A 20879-nucleotide genomic window follows, 5' to 3' on the forward strand; every position below is an offset into this window, starting at 1 on the left:
GCTTACGCGCCGCGGGCCGGCCGCTTGTCGTGGAACCGCACCGTCTGCTCGGCCGGCGTTGCCGCGCCGACGAAGCGCACCGCCTCGTCCGCATACGACGCGTCGAGCGCGCGGTAGTCGTCGGCACTCGGCCGCTCGGCGGCGACGTCGTCGTCCGCGGCAGCCGGCGCGTCGACCGGCGCGAGGCCTGCCATCGGCAGCAGCGCGCCGACGACGAAGCTGTAATGACTGCCGCGCTGCGCGAGTTGGCCGGCCAGCGCGCGCAGGATCTCGCCGGTCTCGCCGAGCAGGTTGCGCGCATCGGCCGCCGGCAACCGCGACAGATATTCGAGGAACACGGGCAGGTAGTCGGGCAGCTCGCCCAGATTCAACGTCAGCCCATGCCGCTCGTACATCTGCAGCAGGTCGACCATCGCCTGCCCGCGGTCGCGCGATTCGCCGTGCACGTGCTCGAACAGGTGCAGCGACGTCGCGCGGCCGCGATCGAACAGCGCGACGTAGTTCTCCTGCAACGTCAACAGGTCGCGCTCGCGCACGTAGGCGAAGAAGCGGTCGAGGCCCGCGCGCACCGCCCTCGGTACGCGCACGTTTTCGCGCAGGTGAGCTTCGATCGAATCGAGCACGTGGATGAACGCTTCGTCGGGATAGTCGAGCAGCGCCGCGAACGCGGCATAGGTCGGATCGGATGCGGTGCTCATCGGGACGCCTCGTGGATCGGAATGGTTTTCGTGCCCTTCTTCGGACTGAACAGGCTGCCCTCCGAACGGCCGTCGGAACAGCCATTGCCGAACGAGAAGCCGCACGACGCGCGCAGGTCGTATGCATTCTCCGCATACTCGCGGTGCGTCGTCGGGATCACGAAGCGATCCTCGTAATTCGCGATCGCGAGATAGCGGTACATCTCCTCGACCTGCGCGAGCGACAGACCGACCTGGTCGAGCACCCCGCGCGCATCGATGCCGTCGACGTGACGCGCGCGCATGAACGCGCGCATCGCGAGCAGCCGCTCGAGCGCGAGCTTCACGGGCGCCTCGTCGCCGGCCGTCAGCAGGTTCGCCAGATAACGCAGCGGAATGCGCAGCGATTCGACGTCCGGCAGGTAGCCGTTCATCCCGAGCGCGCCGCTGTTCGCGGCCGAGTTGATCGGCGACAGCGGCGGCACGTACCAGACCATCGGCAACGTCCGGTATTCCGGATGCAGCGGGAACGCGATCTTCCAGTCGATCGCCATCTTGTAGGTCGGCGAGCGGCGCGCGGCGTCGAGCCACGCGGCCGGCACGCCGTCGCGCTCGGCCTGCGCGATCACGGCCGGGTCCTCCGGATCGAGAAACAGCGACAGCTGCGCTTCATACAGGTCCTGCTCGTTCTCCGCGCTCGCGGCTTCACTGATCCTGTCGGCGTCGTACAGCAGCACGCCGAGGTAGCGGATGCGGCCCACGCAGGTTTCCGAACACACGGTCGGCTGGCCGGCCTCGATGCGCGGATAGCAGAAGATGCACTTCTCGGCCTTGCCGCTTTGCCAGTTGTAGTAGATCTTCTTGTACGGGCAACCCGACACGCACATGCGCCAGCCGCGGCACTTGTCCTGGTCGATCAGCACGATGCCGTCTTCCTCGCGCTTGTAGATCGAGCCCGACGGACACGACGCGACGCACGCCGGATTCAGGCAGTGCTCGCAAAGGCGCGGCAGGTACATCATGAAGGTGTTCTCGAACTGTCCGTAGATCTCCTTCTGCACCGACTCGAAGTTGGTGTCCTTCGCGCGCTTCTCGAACTCGCCGCCGAGGATTTCCTCCCAGTTCGGGCCCCACTCGATCTTCTCGAGCCGCTGGCCGCTGATCAGCGAACGCGGTCGCGCGACAGGCATCGCGCGCGTGTTGCCCGCGTCCTGAAGATGGCCGTAGTCGAACGTGAACGGCTCGTAGTAATCGTCGATCTCGGGCAGGTGCGGGTTCGCGAAAATCTGTGCGAGCAGCCGCCACTTGCCGCCCAGACGCGGCTCGATCCTGCCGTCCGCACGGCGCTGCCAGCCGCCGCGCCAGCGCTCCTGGTTCTCCCAGTCCTTCGGATAGCCGATGCCCGGCTTCGTCTCGACGTTGTTGAACCACGCGTACTCCATCCCTTCGCGGCTGGTCCACACGTTTTTGCAGGTCACCGAGCAGGTATGGCACCCGATGCACTTGTCGAGGTTCAGCACCATCGCGATCTGTGCGCGTACCTTCATGACGTTTCTCCATCCCGTACGGCCTGTGTTGTCGGGTCGACCGCGGGTTCCTCGCCGTCGAGCCAGTCGATCTTGCTCATCTTCCGCACGATCAGGAACTCGTCGCGATTCGAGCCGACCGTGCCGTAATAGTTGAAGCCGTACGACAGCTGCGCGTAGCCGCCGATCATGTGGGTCGGCTTCAGCGCGATGCGCGTGACCGAGTTGTGAATGCCGCCGCGCGTGCCGGTGATCTCGGAGCCCGGCGTGTTCACGATCTTTTCCTGCGCGTGGTACATCATCACCATCCCGGACGGAATCCGCTGACTCACGACCGCCCGCGCGCACAATGCGCCGTTCGAGTTGTAGCACTCGATCCAGTCGTTATCGACGGCGCCGATCGCCTTCGCGTCGTCCTCCGACATCCACACGATCGGGCCGCCGCGCGACAGCGTCAGCATCAGCAGGTTGTCCGTGTACGTGCTGTGGATCCCCCACTTCTGGTGCGGTGTCAGGAAGTTCAGCACGCGCTCGGGGTTGCCGTTCGGGCGCTTGCCGACCATGTGTTCGTAGCTGCCCGTGTCGATCGGCGGCTTGTACACGCACAGCGACTCGCCGAACGCGCGCATCCACGCGTGATCCTGGTACAGCTGCTGACGGCCCGTCAGCGTGCGCCACGGCACCAGCTCGTGCACGTTCACGTAACCGGCGTTGTACGACACATGTTCGGATTCAATCCCGCTCCACGTCGGCGACGAGATGATCTTGCGCGGTTGCGCCTGGATGTCGCGGAAACGGATCTTCTCGTCCTCGCGCGCGGCGGCCAGGTGCGTGTGGTCGATGCCGGTGATGCCCGACAGCGCGCGCCATGCCTTCACAGCGACTTCGCCGTTGGTTTCCGGCGCGAGCGCGAGAATCACCTCGGCTGCGTCGAGTGCGGTGTCGATGCGCGGGCGCCCCTGCGCGGCGCCATGAGCGACTGTGTAGTTGAGTGCGCCCAGCAGCCTCACTTCGTCCTTCGTGTCCCAGCCGATGCCCTTGCCCGCGTTGCCGAGCTTGTCCATCAGCGGGCCGAGCGACGTGAAGCGCGCATAGGTGTTCGGATAATCGCGCTCGACGGCGATCACCGCCGGCATCGTGCGGCCCGGCACCGGCTCGCATTCGCCGCGCTTCCAGTCCTGCACGTCGAACGGCTGCGCGAGTTCGCCCGGCGTATCGTGCGCGATCGGCGCGAGCACGACGTCGCGTTCGACACCGAGATGCCCGTCGCACAGCTCGGAGAAGCGCTTCGCGATCCCCTTGAAGATCTCCCAGTCGCTCTTCGATTCCCACGCGGGATCGACCGCGGCCGACAGCGGATGGATGAACGGGTGCATGTCGGACGTGTTCATGTCGTCCTTCTCGTACCACGTCGCGGTCGGCAGCACGACGTCCGAATACATGCAGGTGGTCGACATCCGGAAGTCGAGCGTGACGAGCAGGTCGAGCTTGCCGCGCGGCGCTTCGTCGCGCCACTTCACTTCCTCGGGGCGCGCGCCGCCCGTCGCGCCGAGGTCGTCGCCCTGCACGCCGTTGGTCGTGCCGAGCAGATGCTTCAGGAAGTACTCGTGACCCTTGCCCGACGAACCGAGCAGGTTCGAACGCCACACGAACAGATTGCGCGGGAAGTTGTCGGGGGAATCCGGGTCCTCGCACGCCATCCGCAGCATGCCGGCCTTCAGTTGCCGCGCGACATCGGCGCCCGCCTGCGCGGGGTCGCCGAGACTTGCGCCGACCTTCAGCGGATTGACCGCGAGTTGCGGCGCGGACGGCAGCCAGCCCATCCGTTCGGCGCGCACGTTGTAGTCGATCGGCGAACCGTGGAACTGCGTCTTGTCCGCGAGCGGCGACAGCAGCGCGCCCGGGTCCATCGTGTCGTAGCGCCACTGATCGGTTTGCGCGTAGAAGAACGACGTCGCGTTCATGTGCCGCGGCGGGCGGTTCCAGTCGAGCGCGAACGCGAGCGCGGTCCAGCCCGTCTGCGGACGCAGCTTCTCCTGGCCCACGTAATGCGACCAGCCGCCGCCCGGCTTGCCGACGCATCCGCACATGATCAGCATGTTGATGATCGCGCGGTACGACATGTCCATGTGGAACCAGTGGTTGATCCCCGCGCCGATGATCACCATCGACTTGCCTTGCGTCTTGTGCGCGTTCTCCGCGAACTGCCGCGCGACCGAGATCACGTCCGCACGCTTCACGCCCGTGATCGTTTCCTGCCACGCCGGTGTATACGGAAGATCGTCGTCGTAGCTCGCGGCCACGTCGCGGCCGCCCAGCCCCTGGTCGAGCCCGTAGTTCGCGACGAACAGGTCGTAGACGGTCGCGACCAGCATCTCGCCGTCGCGCGTCGCCACGCGCCGCACGCCGATCCGGCGCGACAGCTCGGAGCCGTGCTGCGTCGAGTTGAAATGCGCGTGCGGCTGGTTGCCGAAGTACGGAAACAGCACGTCGACCACGTCGTCGTGCTCGGCCGTGCAGGACAGCCGCGGCGACAGCGCCGCGCCCTTCGACGTCTCGTCGCGCAGGTTCCACTTGCCCTTGTCGCTCGATCCGTCCTTGGTCTGCTGCCCCCAGCGGAAGCCGATCGAGCCCACCGGCACGACGAATTCGCCGGTCGCGTCGTCGATCATCACGGTCTTCCACTCCGGATGCGCGGCCTCGTCGAGCGCATCGTCGAAATCGGACGCACGCACGAGGCGCTCGGGCACGTAGCCGTCGCCGTGCGGCACGAGGCGCACGAGCGCCGGCATGTCGGTATAGCGCTTGCAGTAGTCGATGAAATAGTCGCTTTTACCCGCGAGGTGGAACTCCTTCAGGATCACGTGACCCATCGCGAGCGCGAGCGCCGCGTCGGTGCCCTGCTTCGGATGCAGCCACAGATCGCCGAACTTCGCGCCTTCCGAGTAATCGGGGAACACCGACACGACCTTGGTGCCGCGATAGCGCGCCTCGACGAGGAAGTGCGCGTCGGGCGTGCGGGTCTGCGGGACGTTGGAGCCCCACATCATGATGAACGTCGAGTTGTACCAGTCGGCCGATTCCGGCACGTCGGTCTGCTCGCCCCAGGTCTGCGGCGACGCGGGCGGCAGGTCGCAATACCAGTCGTAGAAGCTCAGGCACACGCCGCCGATCAGCGACAGGTACCGCGAGCCCGCCGCATACGACACCATCGACATCGCCGGGATCGGCGAGAAGCCGACCACGCGATCAGGGCCGTGCCGCTCGACCGTGTAAACGTTTGCGGCCGCAACTATCTCGTTGACCTCGTCCCAGCTCGCGCGCACGAAGCCGCCAAGCCCGCGCCGGCGCTGGTACGAGCGCCGCGCGTCGTCGTCCTCGACGATCGAGCGCCATGCGTCGACCGGCGCGAGCGTGCGGCGGCGTTCGCGCCACAGCTTCACCAGCGCGCTGCGCACCATCGGATGCTTGAGACGGTTCGCGCTATACAGATACCAGGAGTACGAAGCGCCGCGCGAGCAGCCGCGCGGTTCGTGGTTCGGCATGTCGGGGCGCGTGCGCGGGTAGTCGGTCTGCTGGGTTTCCCAGGTGACGATCCCGCCTTTCACATAGACCTTCCACGAGCACGAACCCGTGCAGTTCACGCCGTGGGTCGAACGGACGATCTTGTCGTGCTGCCAGCGCAGCCGATAGCCGTCTTCCCATTTGCGGTCCTCGTCCGTGACGGCGCCGTGTCCGTCGGAGAAGGTTGGCCTCGTGGTGGAGAAATAACGCAATCTATCCAGGAAATGGCTCATGGGGATCTCGTTTTTTTCTGGTCTTTTGGCAGACCCTGAATATTTAAGGAGGTGAAATCCCGGATGTAAAGGACGATCGGCATTCGACTCGTTGCGTTCGCTTCCATCCCTTGCGTCCGGGTCGAATGAATTCTCTTTCGGATCGACATATCACGACTTGATACAAATCACGATATCGCCGCCCTGGTACGCGTCGGTGTTAAATGGGGATCGATACAGGAGTGCCAATGGCATGCCCGGCACCGGACTTTCGCGTCAGGGTTTGACGGGTTGCAGGCGGGCGCTCGGTCACGCGTTTATGCATGAGAGCCGCAGTGTTGCGACGTCACGCGTTTTTGCGGCGCGATGCAATCACGCACGAGTCGCGGCCGCATGCGCGCGACCGGCTGCCGTGTCAGGCCGGATCAAATACGGGCATGCCGGCGAGGGAGATGCCGGCCGGGCAGGATGGTGCAAATGCGCCGGACATGACGGACGGAGAGACGCGGAAAGACGGACCGGCGGTGCTGCTGCGGTGCCGGTCCTGCATGAAACCGGGGAAGTGCCGCGCGTCACCCCTCGCCCTTCGGCCCCGGGTTGAGCATGATGACGAAGCCGGCCACGCCGACGATCAACGCGACCGCGCCGCCACGCAGCGCGATCGTTTCGTCGAACAGCAGCCCCGTCACCACGGCCATCATCCCCGCGAGCGACACGAATACGGCGATCGCCGCGACGACGATCCGGTATTGACGGCGTATCATCGCGCGCCGCCGTGTCAGGCTGCCGCGGCGGACGCCGGCTCGCCGGTATCGTCGCCGCGAATCAGCAGCACCGGGCACTTCGAGCCACGCACGAAGCGCTCGGCGACGCTTCCGAGCAGCACGCGCCGGATGCCGCGCCGCCCGTGCGTGCCGACCACCGCGAGGTCGATCCCGCGCTCCTTCACGTAACGCTGCAGGCGCTCCGCGACGTCCTCGCCGATGCTCTCGGTTTCGACCAGTTCGGCTTCGCCCTTCGCGCCAGCCTGCGCGAGGACCTGTTCGGCTTCACGCAGCACCTTGCGCCCGTCGTCGCGGATTTCCTCGATGAGCGCATGCGGATCGAAACGACCCGCGTACGTGAACAGCACCGACTTGTCGACCACGTACACGACGCTGACGTGCGTGTCGCCAGCCACTGCCACCTTCACTGCCTCGGCAAGCGCCTGTTTCGACGAAGCGCTGCCGTCGACGGCCACCATGATCTTCTTGTACATGCGAACCTCGCTGGGGTGAGTTGCCGCGCGCGGTCGCGTGCGGCCATGTCCCCATCATCGGCGGACAGCCGGTTCGAAGCTTGACGGCGATCAAGATCCACCAAAAACGCGGCGTGCGGCAAAGCGCCACGCGCAAAAACGGCGCGCCGTCCGCGCGGCCGCGCCGCGCAACCGGGCGGCCATGGCGCCGAAGGCGCTATCATCGACGTTGCGACCTTCGTCCGGCCCTTTTTTGCCGGCTCACTTTCAACTCGCTCAACCGACATGACAACGACTACCGAACGCGTGGACGGCGCCGCCCAGCATCTCGTCGCCGCCCGCCATGCCGGCATGCCCGGCCCGCTGCTGCCCGACGCCTTGCGTCCCGAGAACGTCGATACCGCGCTGGCGATCCAGCATCGCGTCGCCGATCTGCTCGGCGAAGCCATCGGCGGATGGAAATGCGCGCTGCCGCCGCCCGACCGCGTGATCGTCGCGCCGATCTTCGCGTCGACGATCCGCGAAGCCGATGCGCCGTATCGCGTCGTCGGCGGCCCGATCGTGCGGATCGAGCCGGAGATCGCGTTCGTGCTCGATCGCGACCTGCCCGCCCGCGCGCAGCCATACGATGAGAACGACGTACGTGCCGCGATCCGCGAAGTGCGCATCGTGCTCGAGGTGCTGGGTTGCCGTTACGCGGAGCCCGCACGCGCGTCGAAGTTCGAACTGCTCGCCGACGGGCAGTTCAACCAGGGATTGTGCGTGGGTCCCGTCGTGCCCGACGGATTGAACGTGCCGCTCGAGACGCTCGCGCTGTCGTTCGAGGGCGCACTGAATCGCACGATCGACGGCCGTCATCCGGACGGCGATCCGCTCAAGCCGCTCGTGTGGCTGGTCAATTTCCTCGCATCGCGCGGCGACGGCGCGCGTGCCGGCCAGATCGTGACGACCGGTTCGTATGCGGGCGCGATCGGCGTGCCGCTCGGCGATGCGCTGACGGTGCGCTTCGGCGAACTCGGCAGCCTGTCGGTGACGCTGACGGCCTGATGTCCGGCGGCGGGCGACGGGCCACGCAGTGCGTTTCGTCGCCCGCGCACAGTGAGGTGCCGGCATCGACGCGCTGAACGACTCACACCGGCCGGCACCCGTCACGCCTTCATCGCTCGCCCCGGCACGTCGCGCCATTTCCGCGAGCTCGCCGCATGTACGGCTCGCGGGCCGCTACGCCCGCGCTTCCACCTCGGCCAGTCGCGCCGGCAGCTGGTTCACGAGCGCATCGACGGCCGCACGCACCTTCAGCGGCAGGTGCGACCTATGCGGCCACACTGCATGGATCCCATAGGTCACGCCCGGCCGGTCAGCCAGCAGCTCGCGCAACGCGCCGCGGCGAATCTCGTCGCGAACCAGCCAGTAAGGCAGCCACGCGACACCGAGCCCCGCGACGGCCGCGTCGAGCACCGCGCGCAAGTCGTCGGAGAGCAGACGGGCCGCCGGTTGCAGTTCCTCCGTCCGGCCATCGACGACCACTTGCCAGCGATGCACCTGACCGTAATGCGTATAGGCCAGCGCCTTGTGCTGCGCGAGCGCGTCGACGGTCGCGGGTTCGCCGCAGCGTTCCAGATACGCCGGTGACGCACAAAAGGCCATCTTGTGCTCGCCGAGCGCACGCGCGACGAGGCCGCTGCTGTCGGGCAGCGCGCCGACCCGCACCGCCAGGTCGACACGCTCCTCGACGAGGTCGATCGTCCGGTCGCTGAACGACAGGTCGAGATCGAGTTCGGGATGCTCGCGCGCGAGCCCGATCAGGATCGGTGCGACGCACAAATGCCCGAACAGCGCCGGCATCGACACGCGCAGCCGCCCCTTCATCTGCCATTTGCCACTTTCGAGCAGCGCCTCGCCCGCATGGATTTCCTCCACCGCGCGCAGGCAGTATTCATAGAACAACGCGCCCTCGTTCGTCAGGCTCTGGCTGCGCGTCGTGCGCTGAAACAGCACGACGCCCAGCCGCGCCTCGAGTCGTGCGATGCTCTTGCCGACCGCGGAACGCGTGATGTGCAGCGTCTCGGCGGCCTGCGCGAAGTTGTCGGCTTCCGCCGCGGCAACGAACACGGCGATGCCGTTGAGGTTGTTTCCCATGCAATTGGATCGAAAAAATCTACATTAATGAGAAATCTTATCGCTTTTTGAGACAAAAAGTGGGTGATAGGATCGGCTTCATTCTTCATGCATGAACGGAGCAATCCAGATGGCCCGCATTCTCGTACTCAAGTCCAGCATCAACCGCGACCAGTCGCAAACCAACGCGCTGATCGACGCATACCTCGCCCAACGCAAGGCCAGCGGGCACGCGGACGACGTGGTCGTGCGCGATCTCGTCGATCTCGACCTGCCGGTGCTCGACGGCGAACTGTTCCATGCGCTGCGCGGCGCGGCGAATCCGGGCGAGCGTGCGCGGCAGGCGGTCGCGCTGTCCGACGAACTCGTCGCCGAGCTGAAGGGCTGCGACCTGCTGCTGATCGGCGCACCGATGTACAACCTCAACGTGCCGACCCAGTTGAAGAACTGGTTCGACCTGGTGGCACGCGCACACGTGACGTTCCGCTACACGGACACCTATCCGATGGGGCTCGTCGAAAGCGTCGACGCGATCGTGTTCAGTTCGCGCGGCGGCGTGCACGTCGGCCAGGCGACCGATGCCGTCACGCCGTACCTGCGTGCCGTGCTGGGCCTGATGGGCATCCATCAAGTCCGGTTCGTCTACGCGGAAGGGCTCGACATGAAGCCGCACGGCTTCGAAGCGGGGTTGGCGAACGCGCGCAAGCAGATCGACGCGCTGCACGCGTAACGCGCGGCGGGTACGGCGGGCGCCACGCGAACGGCAGCTTCGCCGCGACACACGCTGCAGCATGCGGGCACTGCGTGATACCGTTGCACATCGCCCGTCACGCGCGAACCGCGTGCCCCTCCCGTCATTCGCCATGCCGCCGACACCGTTGCCTGCCCTGCTGGACGAAGTCCTGAGAACCGTCGATCGCCGCTACCGGCTGCCGCCGTTCGTGCGCGCATCGTCGCTGACCGACGCCGCGAACCCGGCCGCCATCATCGCCATCGTGATCGAGGAAGCGCGCCGGATGCAGGCCGACGGCCTCACGCCCGCCCCGGCATTGCAACGCCGCTTCATCGACGCGCTCGCGCGAATGATCGGCGACGCGATGGACGCACAATCCGGCGACCCCGCATTCCAGGCCGCGGTGCTTCGACATGGTGCCGCGGCCGTGCGCGAATATGCATCGCTCGCCGCGCATGCCGAGCAGGATCGGCGCACGCTGCGCTCGGCCGTCAACACGATCGCGCATCCGGCCCGGCTCGAACGGCGTGCACAGGCATGGCAACGCGAGCCGCTCGCACGGCTGCATGCGGCCGCGGCCGCCGCGTCGTGGGACGATCTCGATGCCACGCTGCGGCACCTGCTCGCGCAACCGGAGATGGCGACCGATCCCGCGTTCGAACAGGACATCGCCAAACTGAAGGACAGCGCCGCGCTCGCCCGGCTGCAGCGTCTCGATGCACTGTCGCCGGATCCGGACATCCAGCGATACCGCACGTTGTGGAGCCGCCAGGGTCCGCTCGAAGGCAGCGCGCTCGCCGTCGCGCAAGGCGTCTCGTCGCAACAGCGGGGCGCGGCCGTCGAAGCGCTGGCCGCGCAGGCGCTCGACGCCCTGGCCGCGCAGCTCGATGCGAGCGACGCGCATCGCACGTATCGCGTGGTCACGTCGATGCGCGTTCCGGCCTCGATACCCGGCAAGCACGACCGCGCGAAAACCGAGTGGGATGCGGTGCTGCTCGAGCGCGCACGCGGCGACGATCCGTCGGCCGCGTGGCACGTCCTGTTTCTCGTCGAAGCGAAAGCGTCCGCGGATGCCGCGACCACCGACCTGCCGCGCCTGCTGCGCGGCCTGAGCCTGCTCGCGCAAGCCGATCCGGACACCGTCTATGCGTTCGAGACGCGCGAAGGCGCGGTACGCCTGCACGGTGCGTCGCTGCACGCACTGACGATCGACGACGCGGCACTGCAGCGCGAAGTGCTGTACTGCTGCGATGCATCGGCAGACCCTGCGCCGCGCCTGCTGGGGGCCGCGAGCCGGATGCAGCTGCTGTCGGCGTCGGCGAGCCTTGAATACGCGAGCGCGCTGGCGCAGTGCGCGGATGCCGATCCGCACGGCCTCGGTGTCGTCTGGCAAGCGCTGCTGGAACTGCCGTCGTGGCGCGCGGTGCTGCATCAGTACGAATCGCTGCGACAGGTTCGAGCGCTGATGGTGGGCGTCGACGATCTGATGGCCGCGATCGAAGGCGATGTCGGCGACAGCGCCGCAAACGATGCGTGATGTATGACGCGTGCGGCGCGGTCCGGCCGCACGCGCGACGCCGCCGACGCATCGGCTCGGTGGCAAGTCGACGCGATGTCCTCGCGCTGCACAACGCACAGGACGCCGAAGCAAATCGCAACCGAGGCGGCCGGCGTGACCGGCCAGTGCGGCGCAGCCCGCGAAAACGGGCATGCGCCGTTAGCATTACGACTGGATGAAGGCCAGCAGATCGGCGTTCAGCACGTCGGCATTGACCGTCAGCATCCCGTGCGAATAGCCCGGATACGTCTTCAGCGTGCCGTTCTTCAGCAGCTTGACCGACTTCAGCGCCGAGTCCGCGATCGGCACGATTTGGTCGTCTTCGCCGTGCAGCACGAGCGTCGGCACCGAGATCGACCGCAGATCTTCGGTCTGGTCCGTTTCCGAGAACGCCTTGATGCCTTCGTAGTGCGCCTTCGCGCCGCCGATCATGCCCTGGCGCCACCAGTTCTGGATCACGCCCTGGTGCACCACCGCGCCCGGCCGGTTGAAGCCGTAGAACGGACCCGACGGCACGTCCAGGAAGAACTGCGCGCGGTTGTCGGCGAGCGCCTTGCGGAAGCCGTCGAACACCTCGAGCGGCAAGCCTTCCGGGTTCGCGTCCGTCTTCAGCATCAGCGGCGGCACCGCGCTGACCAGCACCGCCTTCGCGACGCGTCCGGCCGGCTCGCCGTGGCGGGCCACGTAGCGCGCGACTTCGCCACCGCCGGTCGAGTGACCGATATGCACCGCGTTGCGCAGGTCGAGCGCTTCGACCACCGCGAACGCGTCCGCCGCGTAGTGATCCATGTCGTGGCCGTCGGAAACCTGCGTCGACCGGCCGTGGCCGCGGCGATCGTGCGCGACCACGCGATAGCCCTTCTGAACGAAGAACAGCAGTTGGGCATCCCAGTCGTCGGAAGACAGCGGCCAGCCATGGTGGAACATGATCGGCTGCGCATCCTTCGGGCCCCAGTCCTTGTAGAAGATGTCGACGTTGTCCTTCGTGGTGATGTACGGCATGGCTGCAGGCTCCTTTGAGGTAGGTGAACATCACGTGCCGGCCGGCCACCCGGGCGGGTGTCGGTCACGAACTGCGGCGCGGTGGCACACCGCGTCGGTCGACGCAGCACCCCAGTGTTGTAGCGGAAAACCGCGACCGTGTCATGAAGCCAATTACATACCGTCATGCATCGGCCTCCGGTGGGCAACGGCGCCCGCAGGTGTGACTTTCAACGCAACTCGCCGTGTGACGCGTCACGCAGCGCCGATCGCGCGTCAACCGTCCGTCGACACGGTTACCGCCTCCCACGTGCGAATTTCGTCTTCCAGCGCCGACCATTTGGCGCGCACGAGCCGAAGCGCATCGCTGCCGAGCAGCAGATGCGCCGGCGGACGATCCGCCGCGATGACCGCCAGCATCGCGCGTGCCGCCTTCGCCGGATCGCCCGATTGCCGGCCGTTTTTCTCCTCGCGCGCCTGGCGGATCGGATCGAAGAGCGCGTCGTAATCGGCGATCGAACGCGGCGTTCGCGTCATCGAACGGCCAGCCCAGTCGGTACGGAACGAGCCCGGCGCCACCGCCGTCACCGCGATGCCGAACGGCTCGAGCTCCTTGCCGAGCGCCTCGGAAATCCCTTCCAGCGCGAACTTGCTGCCGCAGTAATAGGCAATGCCGGGCATCGTGATGTGGCCGCCCATCGACGTGATGTTCAGGATGCGGCCGCGCCGGCGTTCGCGCATGAACGGCACGACGGCCTTCATCATCGCGACGGCGCCGAACACGTTCACGTCGAACTGCCGGCGCATCTCCGACAGCGGCGACTCCTCCATGATGCCTTCGTGCCCGTAGCCGGCATTGTTCACCAGTACGTCGACGGGGCCGACGCTCGACTCGATTTCCGCGACGATGCCGTCGATGCGCTCGAAGTCGGTCACGTCGAGCACACGCCCGATGGCCGCACGCGGGGACAGCGCCTCGAACGCCCGTTTTGCCGCTTCGCTTCTCACGGTGCCGACCACCGTATGACCCTCGGCCAGGGCCGCTTGCGCGAGCGCAAGGCCGAAGCCGCTGCTGACGCCGGTGATGAGCATGATGTTGCCGGATGCCATGTGAACTTCTCCCGAATGTCGATCGAAGCATGCATGCTAGTCTGACGAACCACGTCGAATAAGCCCGATTCCGCTGAATTTCTTGCCTGAAATTATGAGCGACGCACCCTCCTCGCCCCGCTCGCCGTCGCTGCCCGCGCGCGGCCGCAAACGCCTGATCGCGTTGCTGCATGCGTTGGCGCCGGACGAGGGCTACAACCTGACCGCGCTGCCGAGCGTGCGCATCCTGCGTTCGAACCGCGCGCTATCCCGCACGCCGGTGCTGTACGACCCGGGCATCGTGATCGTGTGCCAGGGCAGCAAGCGCGGCTATTTCGGCGGCGAACGCTATCTGTACGACGAGGATCACTACCTGGCCGTATCGGTGCCCGTGCCGTTCAGCATGGAAACCGACGCAACGGCGGAGCGCCCGCTGCTCGCGCTGTATCTGCACCTCGATTTCGCGATGGCCGCCGAACTGGCCGCGCGGATCGATCGCGAGGGAATCGCCGAACCCGTGCAGGCGCCGAAAAGCATGATGTCGACGCCGATGGACGACGCGATGCACGCGACCGTGCTGCGTTTCGTCGAGGCGATGCAACGCCCGCTCGAAGCGGCGGTGCTCGGCCCCGGGTTGCTGCGCGAACTGTATTTCCGTGTGCTCACCGGCGCGCAGGGCGGCGCGATGAGGAACGCGCTGGCGATGCGTGGACAGTTCGGCCGGATCGGCCGTTCGCTGCGCATGATCCACGCCGACTACGCGCAATCGCTCGACGTGACGCAACTGGCCGCGGAAGCCGGCATGAGCGTGCCGAGCTTCCACGCCCACTTCAAGGCGATCACGCAGGTGTCGCCGATGCAGTACCTGAAGTCGACGCGGCTGCATCAGGCGCGCCTGTTGATGGTGCGTCAGGACCTGACCGCGGAGGCGGCCGGCCATGCGGTCGGTTATGCAAGCGCGTCGCAGTTCAGCCGGGAATTCAAACGGCTGTTCGGCCAGACGCCCGCGCAGGAAACGAAGCGCATGCGCGCGCAGTTCGCGATTCCGGCGGCGTTCGACGATGCGGTGTTCGTGTCGTCGCACTGAATGGCTGAGCCGCGCGCGGCGTCGCGCACCAGACCCGCCAGCGACTTCAGGATGAGCGCGGTCACGCCCCGGATGTCCTGCGTCTGGTTCACCCAGTACCGGGGGCCAGCGCGTTCCCCGTCACGGTATTGCCGCGGCAGATCGGGGATTCAGCAGTGCCATGTCTTCCTCCAGCCTGACTGATTCGGCAAGTGTCGTGCGTTGCATGGGCACGGCGGCGGCGTGATCGAATCGAATGATTGCGGATTCTCGGGCGACCTCGTGCTCCGGCGAAAAAATATCCGCGATCGTTGCGTATTCGAGAATGCCCGGGCCCGATCGCCGTCGACGAATCGGACAGACCCGATGATGCATGAAAACTGAAATTCCGATCGGTCGCGCATCGATCGGCGCGATGCGTCCGGCAAAATACGGAATCGCGCCGAAGCAGCCCGACACGCCGTCGACGCTCGCGCGTCCCGACCGGCAAGACCCACCTACGCGAGATCCCAATGACACAGTACGCGTTCCGCCTGCTCAACGTATTCGCCGAATCCACGTTCGGCGGCAACCCGCTCTGCGTGTTCGAGGATGCGCGCGGCATGGACGACGCGACCATGCAGGCACTGGCCGTGCAGTTCAACCTGTCGGAAACGACCTTCGTGCTGCCGTCGGAGCGTGCGCGTGCACGCGTGCGCATCTTCACGCCCGGCCATGAAATGGCGTTCGCGGGCCATCCGACGCTCGGCACCGCGCATGTCGTGCGCGACCTGCTGAATGTCGGCAACGAGTTCTCGCTCGAATTCAAGGCCGGCGTGGTCGACGTCAAGGCCAGCGACGACGTGTGGACGTTCACCGCGCCGCACGCCGGCGTGCCGAAAACGGCACCCTGCGCATTGTCCGATGCCGAAACGGCCGCCATGCTGGGGCTGACGCAGGACGATTTGCTCGCGCCGCCCCGCTGGGTCGATACCGGCGCCGATCAGTTGCTGGTCGCGGTCAAGGACCCTGCTGCCGTGCGCCGCGCCCGGCCCGACAGCGCCTGCCTGGATATCTGGCCGACCAGCAGCCTCGGCCGCAAGACCGCCTACGTGTTCGCGTTCGACGCGAATCGCCCCGGGAAAGTGGTCTCCCGCTATTTCTTTGCGAAACAGGGCGGCGGGATTCTTGAAGACCCGGGTACCGGGTCGGCCTGCGCGAATCTCGGCGGCTGGCTGCTTGCAGCCGGCCATCCGCTGCCCGCCGCGTTTCAGGTCGAACAAGGCGAAGCCGTCGGCCGGCCTTGCCTGCTTCGCTTGTCGGTCAGCGAGCACGGCGCGATCGGCGTCGGCGGCCGTGTGGTGGCACTCGGGCGCGGGGTCGTCGACGTGTAGCGGCGGCGCGCCCGATCTTTCACACCGTCGCCTCATGCAGCGTCAGCCTCGGCTGAGCACGGTCGTCGGGGACGACGAATGCCCTCGCAGCACCCTCATCAGCGATGTCGCGTTCGTCACAAACCGATGTGAGAAGATCAACTTTCCGTGTACCTTTTCGGCACACGATCCGTGGAGTCCCGACACATGCCGCTTTCCAACGCCCAGCTCGCCCAAACCATCGATCACACGCTGCTCGCGCCCGACGCGAGCGACGCGCAGATCCGCGAACTCTGCCGCCAGGCGGCCGAGCATCGCTTCTACTCGGTCTGCGTGAATTCGGCGAACGTGCCGCTCGCCGCGCGCGAGCTGGCCGACACCGGCGTACTCGTGTGTGCGGTGGTCGGCTTCCCGCTCGGCGCGGGCCTGTCCGCCGCGAAGGCGTTCGAAGCGTCGGCCGCGATCGCGGCGGGCGCACGCGAGATCGACATGGTGATCAACCTCGGCGCGCTGAAGAGCGGCCGCGACGACGACGTGAAGGCCGACATCGACGCGGTGCACCGCGCCTGCGGGACGGTGCCGCTCAAGGTGATCCTCGAAACGGGGTTGCTGACCGACGACGAGAAGGTGCGCGTGTGCGAGATGTGCCGCGACCTCGGCGTCGCGTTCGTGAAGACGTCGACCGGCTTCGGGCACGGCGGCGCGACACGCGAGGACGTCGCGCTGATGCGCCGCACGGTCGGCCCCGTGCTCGGCGTGAAGGCATCGGGCGGCGTGCGCGACCGCGCCACCGCGCTTGCGATGCTCGAGGCCGGCGCGACGCGGCTCGGCACGAGTTCCGGCGTGGCGATCGTCACCGACCAGGGCGGCACCGACGCGGCGTACTGACCGGTGGCGGGCCGGCTGGCCGCGCATCGGCGCGCAGCCAGCCGACGCCGGACAGTTCGGCACGCCTCCCCCGCCAGGCGGCATGCCGGTTGCGATGCACCGCTCGGTCACCACGCACGACCGATCGCGGCAACCCTCATTGCGTCGGGTCTTTCAACTCGATCAGCAGATCTTTCGCCGCCACCCGATCACCCGGCTTCACATGCACGGCCGCGATCTCGCAGTCGCGCTCCGCCGCGATGTGCGTTTCCATCTTCATCGCCTCGAGCGCGATCAGCGTCGTGCCGGCCGACACACGCTGCCCCGGTTGCACGGCCACCGTCACGACCGAGCCCGGCATCGGCGCGGCCACGTGCAGCGGATTCGCCGGGTCGGCACGCTGCAGGCCATGACGCTCCTTGCCCGCCTGCACGACGCTCTTCTGCTCGACCAGCGCCGAACGCGACTGGCCGTTCAGCTCGAACAGCACTTTCACGATGCCGTCCTGCGCATCGGCGTGCTGGCCCTGCAGCGACACGAGCAGCGTCTTGCCCGGCTCGATGTCGATCGCCACTTCCTCCTGCGGCTGCAGTCCGTACAGGAACGCCGGCGTCGGCACGACCGACGTGTCGCTATACGCGCGAACGTGCGCGTAATAGTCGACCGTCTGTTTCGGATACATCAGGTAGGACGCGAGTTGCCGGTCGTCGAGCGGCTGCTCGCAGGCGGCCTCGGCCTGCTTGCGCACCGCATCGAGATCGACCGGCGGAATCTGGTCGCCGGGACGATACGGCGCCGGCGGCTCGCTCTTGAGCACCTTGCGCGACAGGTCCGCCGGGAAGCCGTCGGGCGGGAAGCCCAGCTCGCCCTTGAACAGCGACACGACCGACTCGGGGAACGCGATGTCCTTGTCCGGGTTGCGCACGTCGTCCACGGCGAGGTCGTTCGCGACCATCATCAGCGCCATGTCGCCGACCACCTTCGACGTCGGCGTGACCTTGACGATGTCGCCGAACAGGCGGTTCACGTCCGCATACGCGCGCGACACCTCGGTCCAGCGGTGATCGATGCCGAGCGAGCGCGCCTGTTCGCGCAGGTTCGTGTACTGGCCGCCGGGCATCTCGTGGCGGTAGACGTCGGCCGTACCCGCGCGGATCTCCGATTCGAACGGCGCGTAATACCGGCGCACGCCTTCCCAGTACATCGACGCTTCGTGCAGGCGGTCCTGGTCCAGCCCCGGATCGCGCTCGCCGCCGGCCAGCGCCGCCGCGATGCTCGACAGGTTCGGCTGCGACGTGAGCCCGCTCATCGCGTCGAGCGCGCCGTCCACCGCATCGCAGCCCGCACCGACTGCCGCGAGCACCGACGCCGCGGCGATCCCGCTCGTGTCGTGCGTATGGAAATGCACGGGCAGCCCGGTTTCTTCCTTGAGCGCCTTCACAAGTGTGGCGACCGCCTGAGGGCGGCAGATGCCGGCCATGTCCTTGATGCCGAGCACGTGCACGCCGGCCTGCTGCAGCTCGCGTGCGATGCCGACGTAGTATTTGAGGTCGTACTTCGAACGTGACGTGTCGAACAGGTCACCGGTGTAGCAGATCGCGCCTTCGCACAGCATCCCGCTCTCGCCGACCGCATCGATCGCCACACGCATGTTGCGCACCCAGTTCAGCGAGTCGAACACGCGGAACACGTCGACGCCCGCGCTCGCGGCCTGCTGCACGAAGAAACGCACGACGTTGTCCGCGTAGTTCGTGTAGCCGACCGCGTTCGAGCCGCGCAGCAGCATCTGGAACAGGATGTTCGGCACGCGTTCGCGCAGCAGCGCAAGGCGTTCCCACGGGTCTTCCTTCAGGAAGCGCAGCGCGACATCGAAGGTCGCGCCGCCCCAGCATTCGAGCGAGAACAGCTGCGACAGCTCGCGCGCGTAGAACGGCGCGATCGGCAGCATGTCGGCGGTGCGCATGCGCGTCGCGAACAGCGACTGGTGCGCGTCACGCATCGTCGTGTCGGTCAGCAGCACCTGCTTTTGGTCCAGCATCCAGGTCGCGAATTTCTCGGGGCCGAGCTCGCGCAAGCGATCGCGTGTGCCGGCCGGAATTGGCATCGCCGTATCGACCTTCGGCAGCACGGGCTTCGACAACGGCAATGCCGGCAGCGTGCGGCCGCTCATCTCGGCGTTCCCATTCACGTTCAGCTCGCCGAGATAGCGCAACAGCTTCGTCGCGCGATCGCCGCGCTTCGCGAATTCGAGCAGTTCCGGGGTCTTGTCGATGAAGCGCGTCGTCACGTCGCCCGCGATGAAGGCCGGGTGATTGATCACGTTCTCGAGGAACTGCAGGTTCGACGTGACGCCGCGAATCCGGAACTCGCGCAGCGCGCGATCCATCCGGTGGATCGATTCGGCGGCCGTCGGCGCCCAGGTCGTCACCTTGACGAGCAGCGAGTCGTAGTACGGCGTGATCACCGCGCCGCCGTATGCAGTGCCGGCGTCGAGGCGCACGCCGAAGCCCGCCGCGCTGCGGTACGCGGTGAGCCGCCCATAGTCGGGCAGGAAGTCGTTCTCCGGGTCCTCGGTCGTGATCCGGCATTGCAATGCATTGCCGTTCAGCGGAATCGCCTGCTGAGCGGGCACGCCGGCCGCACGTTCGACGATCGCGCCGTCGCCGTTCACGACGTCCTCCGCAAGCCCGATCCGGCCACCTTCCGTGATGCGGATCTGCGCCTTCACGATGTCGATGCCGGTGATCATCTCGGTCACCGTGTGCTCGACCTGGATGCGCGGGTTCACCTCGATGAAGTAGAACTGGCCGGTGTCGGCATCCATCAGGAATTCGACGGTGCCCGCGTGCGTATAACCGACCGCGCGCATCAGGCGCAGCGCGGATTCGCACAGCGCCTGCCGGCCTGCGTCGTCAAGATACGGCGCCGGCGCGCGCTCGACCACCTTCTGGTTGCGCCGCTGCACCGTGCAGTCGCGCTCGTACAAATGCACGACCGTGCCGTGCAGGTCACCGAGTATCTGTACCTCGACGTGCCGCGCGTTGCGCACGAGTTTCTCGACGTACACCTCGTCGTTGCCGAACGCGGCAAGCGCCTCGCGACGCGCGACCGGCAGCAGGGTTTCGAGGTCCTGATCGTTTTCCAGTACGCGCATCCCGCGCCCGCCGCCGCCCCAGCTCGCCTTGAGCATCAGCGGATAGCCGACTTCCGCGGCCAGCGCCTTGCAGGCGTCGAGGTCGTCCGGCAGCGGCGAGGTCGCCGGCATCACGGGCACGCCGGCCGCGATCGCCGCATTGCGCGCGGCCACCTTGTTGCCGAGCGTGCGCATCAGGTCCGGTGACGGACCGATCCAGCGAATGCCGGCATCGATCACCGCCTGCGCGAAATCGGGGTTCTCCGACAGGAAGCCGTAGCCGGGGTGGATCGCGTCGACCTTCGCCTGCCGCGCGACGCGCAGGATGTCGTCGATGTCGAGATACGCGGCGAGCGGCTTCTTGCCTTCGCCGATCAGGTAGCTCTCGTCCGCCTTGAAGCGGTGCAGCGCAAGGCGGTCTTCCTTCGAATACACCGCGACCGTACGCATGTTCAGTTCGGCGGCGGCACGCATCACGCGAATCGAGATTTCCGAGCGGTTCGCGATCAGGATGGACTGGATGGGGGTAGGCGTCACGGCGGCCATGGAAAGTGAATGGTTGAATTGAGCTCGCCGACGCGCCGTCCTCCACCCGCCTGCTTCGCTGGGCGGCGTGCGGATTCGCGCGTCGGTCATTCGAGGTTGCATCGTCCCTGGCTTTCGCCAGTCGACATGTTCGCCAGATCGCCGGATGGCCGCTATCGACATCGCGACGACGAATAGCATCCAGCCGACCAGCGGGAAATAAGGGACCGGCTCGCAGGTC

16 protein-coding genes are annotated in these 20879 nt (G+C 66.9%); 6 read left to right on the forward strand and 10 right to left on the reverse strand.

The features are described 5' to 3' along the window. Nucleotides 1-2 precede the first annotated feature (2 nt). The 5 genes from narJ to HWX22_RS27045 all read right to left on the reverse strand — a co-directional run bounded on the left by narJ (nucleotide 3) and on the right by HWX22_RS27045 (nucleotide 7237). Nucleotides 3-698, reverse strand: a complete 696-nt coding sequence (narJ, locus tag HWX22_RS27025) for a nitrate reductase molybdenum cofactor assembly chaperone (protein ID WP_175916740.1) — start codon at nucleotides 696-698, stop codon at nucleotides 3-5. After that, nucleotides 695-2224, reverse strand: a complete 1530-nt coding sequence (gene narH, locus HWX22_RS27030) for a nitrate reductase subunit beta (protein WP_175916741.1) — start codon at nucleotides 2222-2224, stop codon at nucleotides 695-697. Before narH ends, narJ begins: the two co-directional genes overlap by 4 nt. Further along, complete coding sequence (locus HWX22_RS27035; protein ID WP_175916742.1) at nucleotides 2221-6000, reverse strand: nitrate reductase subunit alpha; 3780 nt, start codon at nucleotides 5998-6000, stop codon at nucleotides 2221-2223. The genes narH and HWX22_RS27035 overlap by 4 nt, the downstream gene beginning before the upstream one ends. 551 nt (nucleotides 6001-6551) lie before the next feature. Beyond that, nucleotides 6552-6743 (reverse strand): DUF2964 family protein, encoded by a 192-nt coding sequence (locus tag HWX22_RS27040; RefSeq protein ID WP_059537270.1) that lies wholly within the window; start codon nucleotides 6741-6743, stop codon nucleotides 6552-6554. Nucleotides 6744-6757: 14 nt separating this feature from the next. Beyond that, nucleotides 6758-7237 carry a universal stress protein gene (locus HWX22_RS27045; RefSeq protein WP_059692769.1) on the reverse strand — a complete coding sequence of 160 codons (480 nt, stop codon included), beginning with the start codon at nucleotides 7235-7237 and terminating at the stop codon, nucleotides 6758-6760. A 264-nt stretch (nucleotides 7238-7501) separates the two neighbouring features. Between HWX22_RS27045 and HWX22_RS27050 the strand changes: the two genes are divergently transcribed. Beyond that, nucleotides 7502-8263, forward strand: coding sequence for a fumarylacetoacetate hydrolase family protein (locus HWX22_RS27050; protein WP_175910164.1), 762 nt, complete (start codon nucleotides 7502-7504; stop codon nucleotides 8261-8263). A gap of 174 nt (nucleotides 8264-8437) precedes the next feature. Here HWX22_RS27050 and HWX22_RS27055 read toward each other — a convergent pair whose 3' ends face one another. Next, the gene (locus HWX22_RS27055) at nucleotides 8438-9355 is read right to left on the reverse strand and encodes a LysR family transcriptional regulator (RefSeq protein WP_175910166.1); all 918 of its coding nucleotides are present in this window, start codon (nucleotides 9353-9355) and stop codon (nucleotides 8438-8440) included. Between the two features lie 109 nt (nucleotides 9356-9464). Between HWX22_RS27055 and HWX22_RS27060 the strand changes: the two genes are divergently transcribed. After that, complete coding sequence (locus HWX22_RS27060) at nucleotides 9465-10064, forward strand: NAD(P)H-dependent oxidoreductase (protein WP_175916743.1); 600 nt, start codon at nucleotides 9465-9467, stop codon at nucleotides 10062-10064. Nucleotides 10065-10197: 133 nt separating this feature from the next. Further along, nucleotides 10198-11604 carry a 3-deoxy-D-arabino-heptulosonate 7-phosphate synthase gene (locus HWX22_RS27065; protein WP_175916744.1) on the forward strand — a complete coding sequence of 469 codons (1407 nt, stop codon included), beginning with the start codon at nucleotides 10198-10200 and terminating at the stop codon, nucleotides 11602-11604. Nucleotides 11605-11790: 186 nt separating this feature from the next. Here HWX22_RS27065 and HWX22_RS27070 read toward each other — a convergent pair whose 3' ends face one another. Beyond that, nucleotides 11791-12627, reverse strand: coding sequence for an alpha/beta hydrolase (locus HWX22_RS27070; RefSeq protein ID WP_175916745.1), 837 nt, complete (start codon nucleotides 12625-12627; stop codon nucleotides 11791-11793). 255 nt (nucleotides 12628-12882) lie between these two features. Next, nucleotides 12883-13716, reverse strand: coding sequence for an oxidoreductase (locus tag HWX22_RS27075; RefSeq protein WP_175916746.1), 834 nt, complete (start codon nucleotides 13714-13716; stop codon nucleotides 12883-12885). 94 nt (nucleotides 13717-13810) lie between these two features. Here HWX22_RS27075 and HWX22_RS27080 point away from each other — a divergent pair, with 94 nt between their 5' ends. Beyond that, nucleotides 13811-14782, forward strand: a complete 972-nt coding sequence (locus tag HWX22_RS27080; protein WP_175916747.1) for an AraC family transcriptional regulator — start codon at nucleotides 13811-13813, stop codon at nucleotides 14780-14782. 120 nt (nucleotides 14783-14902) lie between these two features. Here the strand turns inward: HWX22_RS27080 and HWX22_RS27085 are convergent, their stop codons facing one another. Continuing rightward, the gene (locus tag HWX22_RS27085; RefSeq protein ID WP_175916748.1) at nucleotides 14903-15220 is read right to left on the reverse strand and encodes a hypothetical protein; all 318 of its coding nucleotides are present in this window, start codon (nucleotides 15218-15220) and stop codon (nucleotides 14903-14905) included. Nucleotides 15221-15273: 53 nt separating this feature from the next. Between HWX22_RS27085 and HWX22_RS27090 the strand changes: the two genes are divergently transcribed. Continuing rightward, nucleotides 15274-16134, forward strand: a complete 861-nt coding sequence (locus HWX22_RS27090) for a PhzF family phenazine biosynthesis protein (RefSeq protein ID WP_175916749.1) — start codon at nucleotides 15274-15276, stop codon at nucleotides 16132-16134. Between the two features lie 186 nt (nucleotides 16135-16320). Next, nucleotides 16321-17001: a deoxyribose-phosphate aldolase gene (gene deoC, locus HWX22_RS27095; protein WP_175916750.1), complete on the forward strand. Its 681-nt coding sequence runs from the start codon at nucleotides 16321-16323 to the stop codon at nucleotides 16999-17001. Between the two features lie 136 nt (nucleotides 17002-17137). Here the strand turns inward: deoC and HWX22_RS27100 are convergent, their stop codons facing one another. Next, nucleotides 17138-20659 carry a pyruvate carboxylase gene (locus HWX22_RS27100; RefSeq protein WP_175910179.1) on the reverse strand — a complete coding sequence of 1174 codons (3522 nt, stop codon included), beginning with the start codon at nucleotides 20657-20659 and terminating at the stop codon, nucleotides 17138-17140. Nucleotides 20660-20879: the final 220 nt, after the last annotated feature.

It is taken from the genome of Burkholderia sp. BCC1638, from assembly GCF_902833195.1.
Lineage (GTDB): Bacteria > Pseudomonadota > Gammaproteobacteria > Burkholderiales > Burkholderiaceae > Burkholderia > Burkholderia diffusa.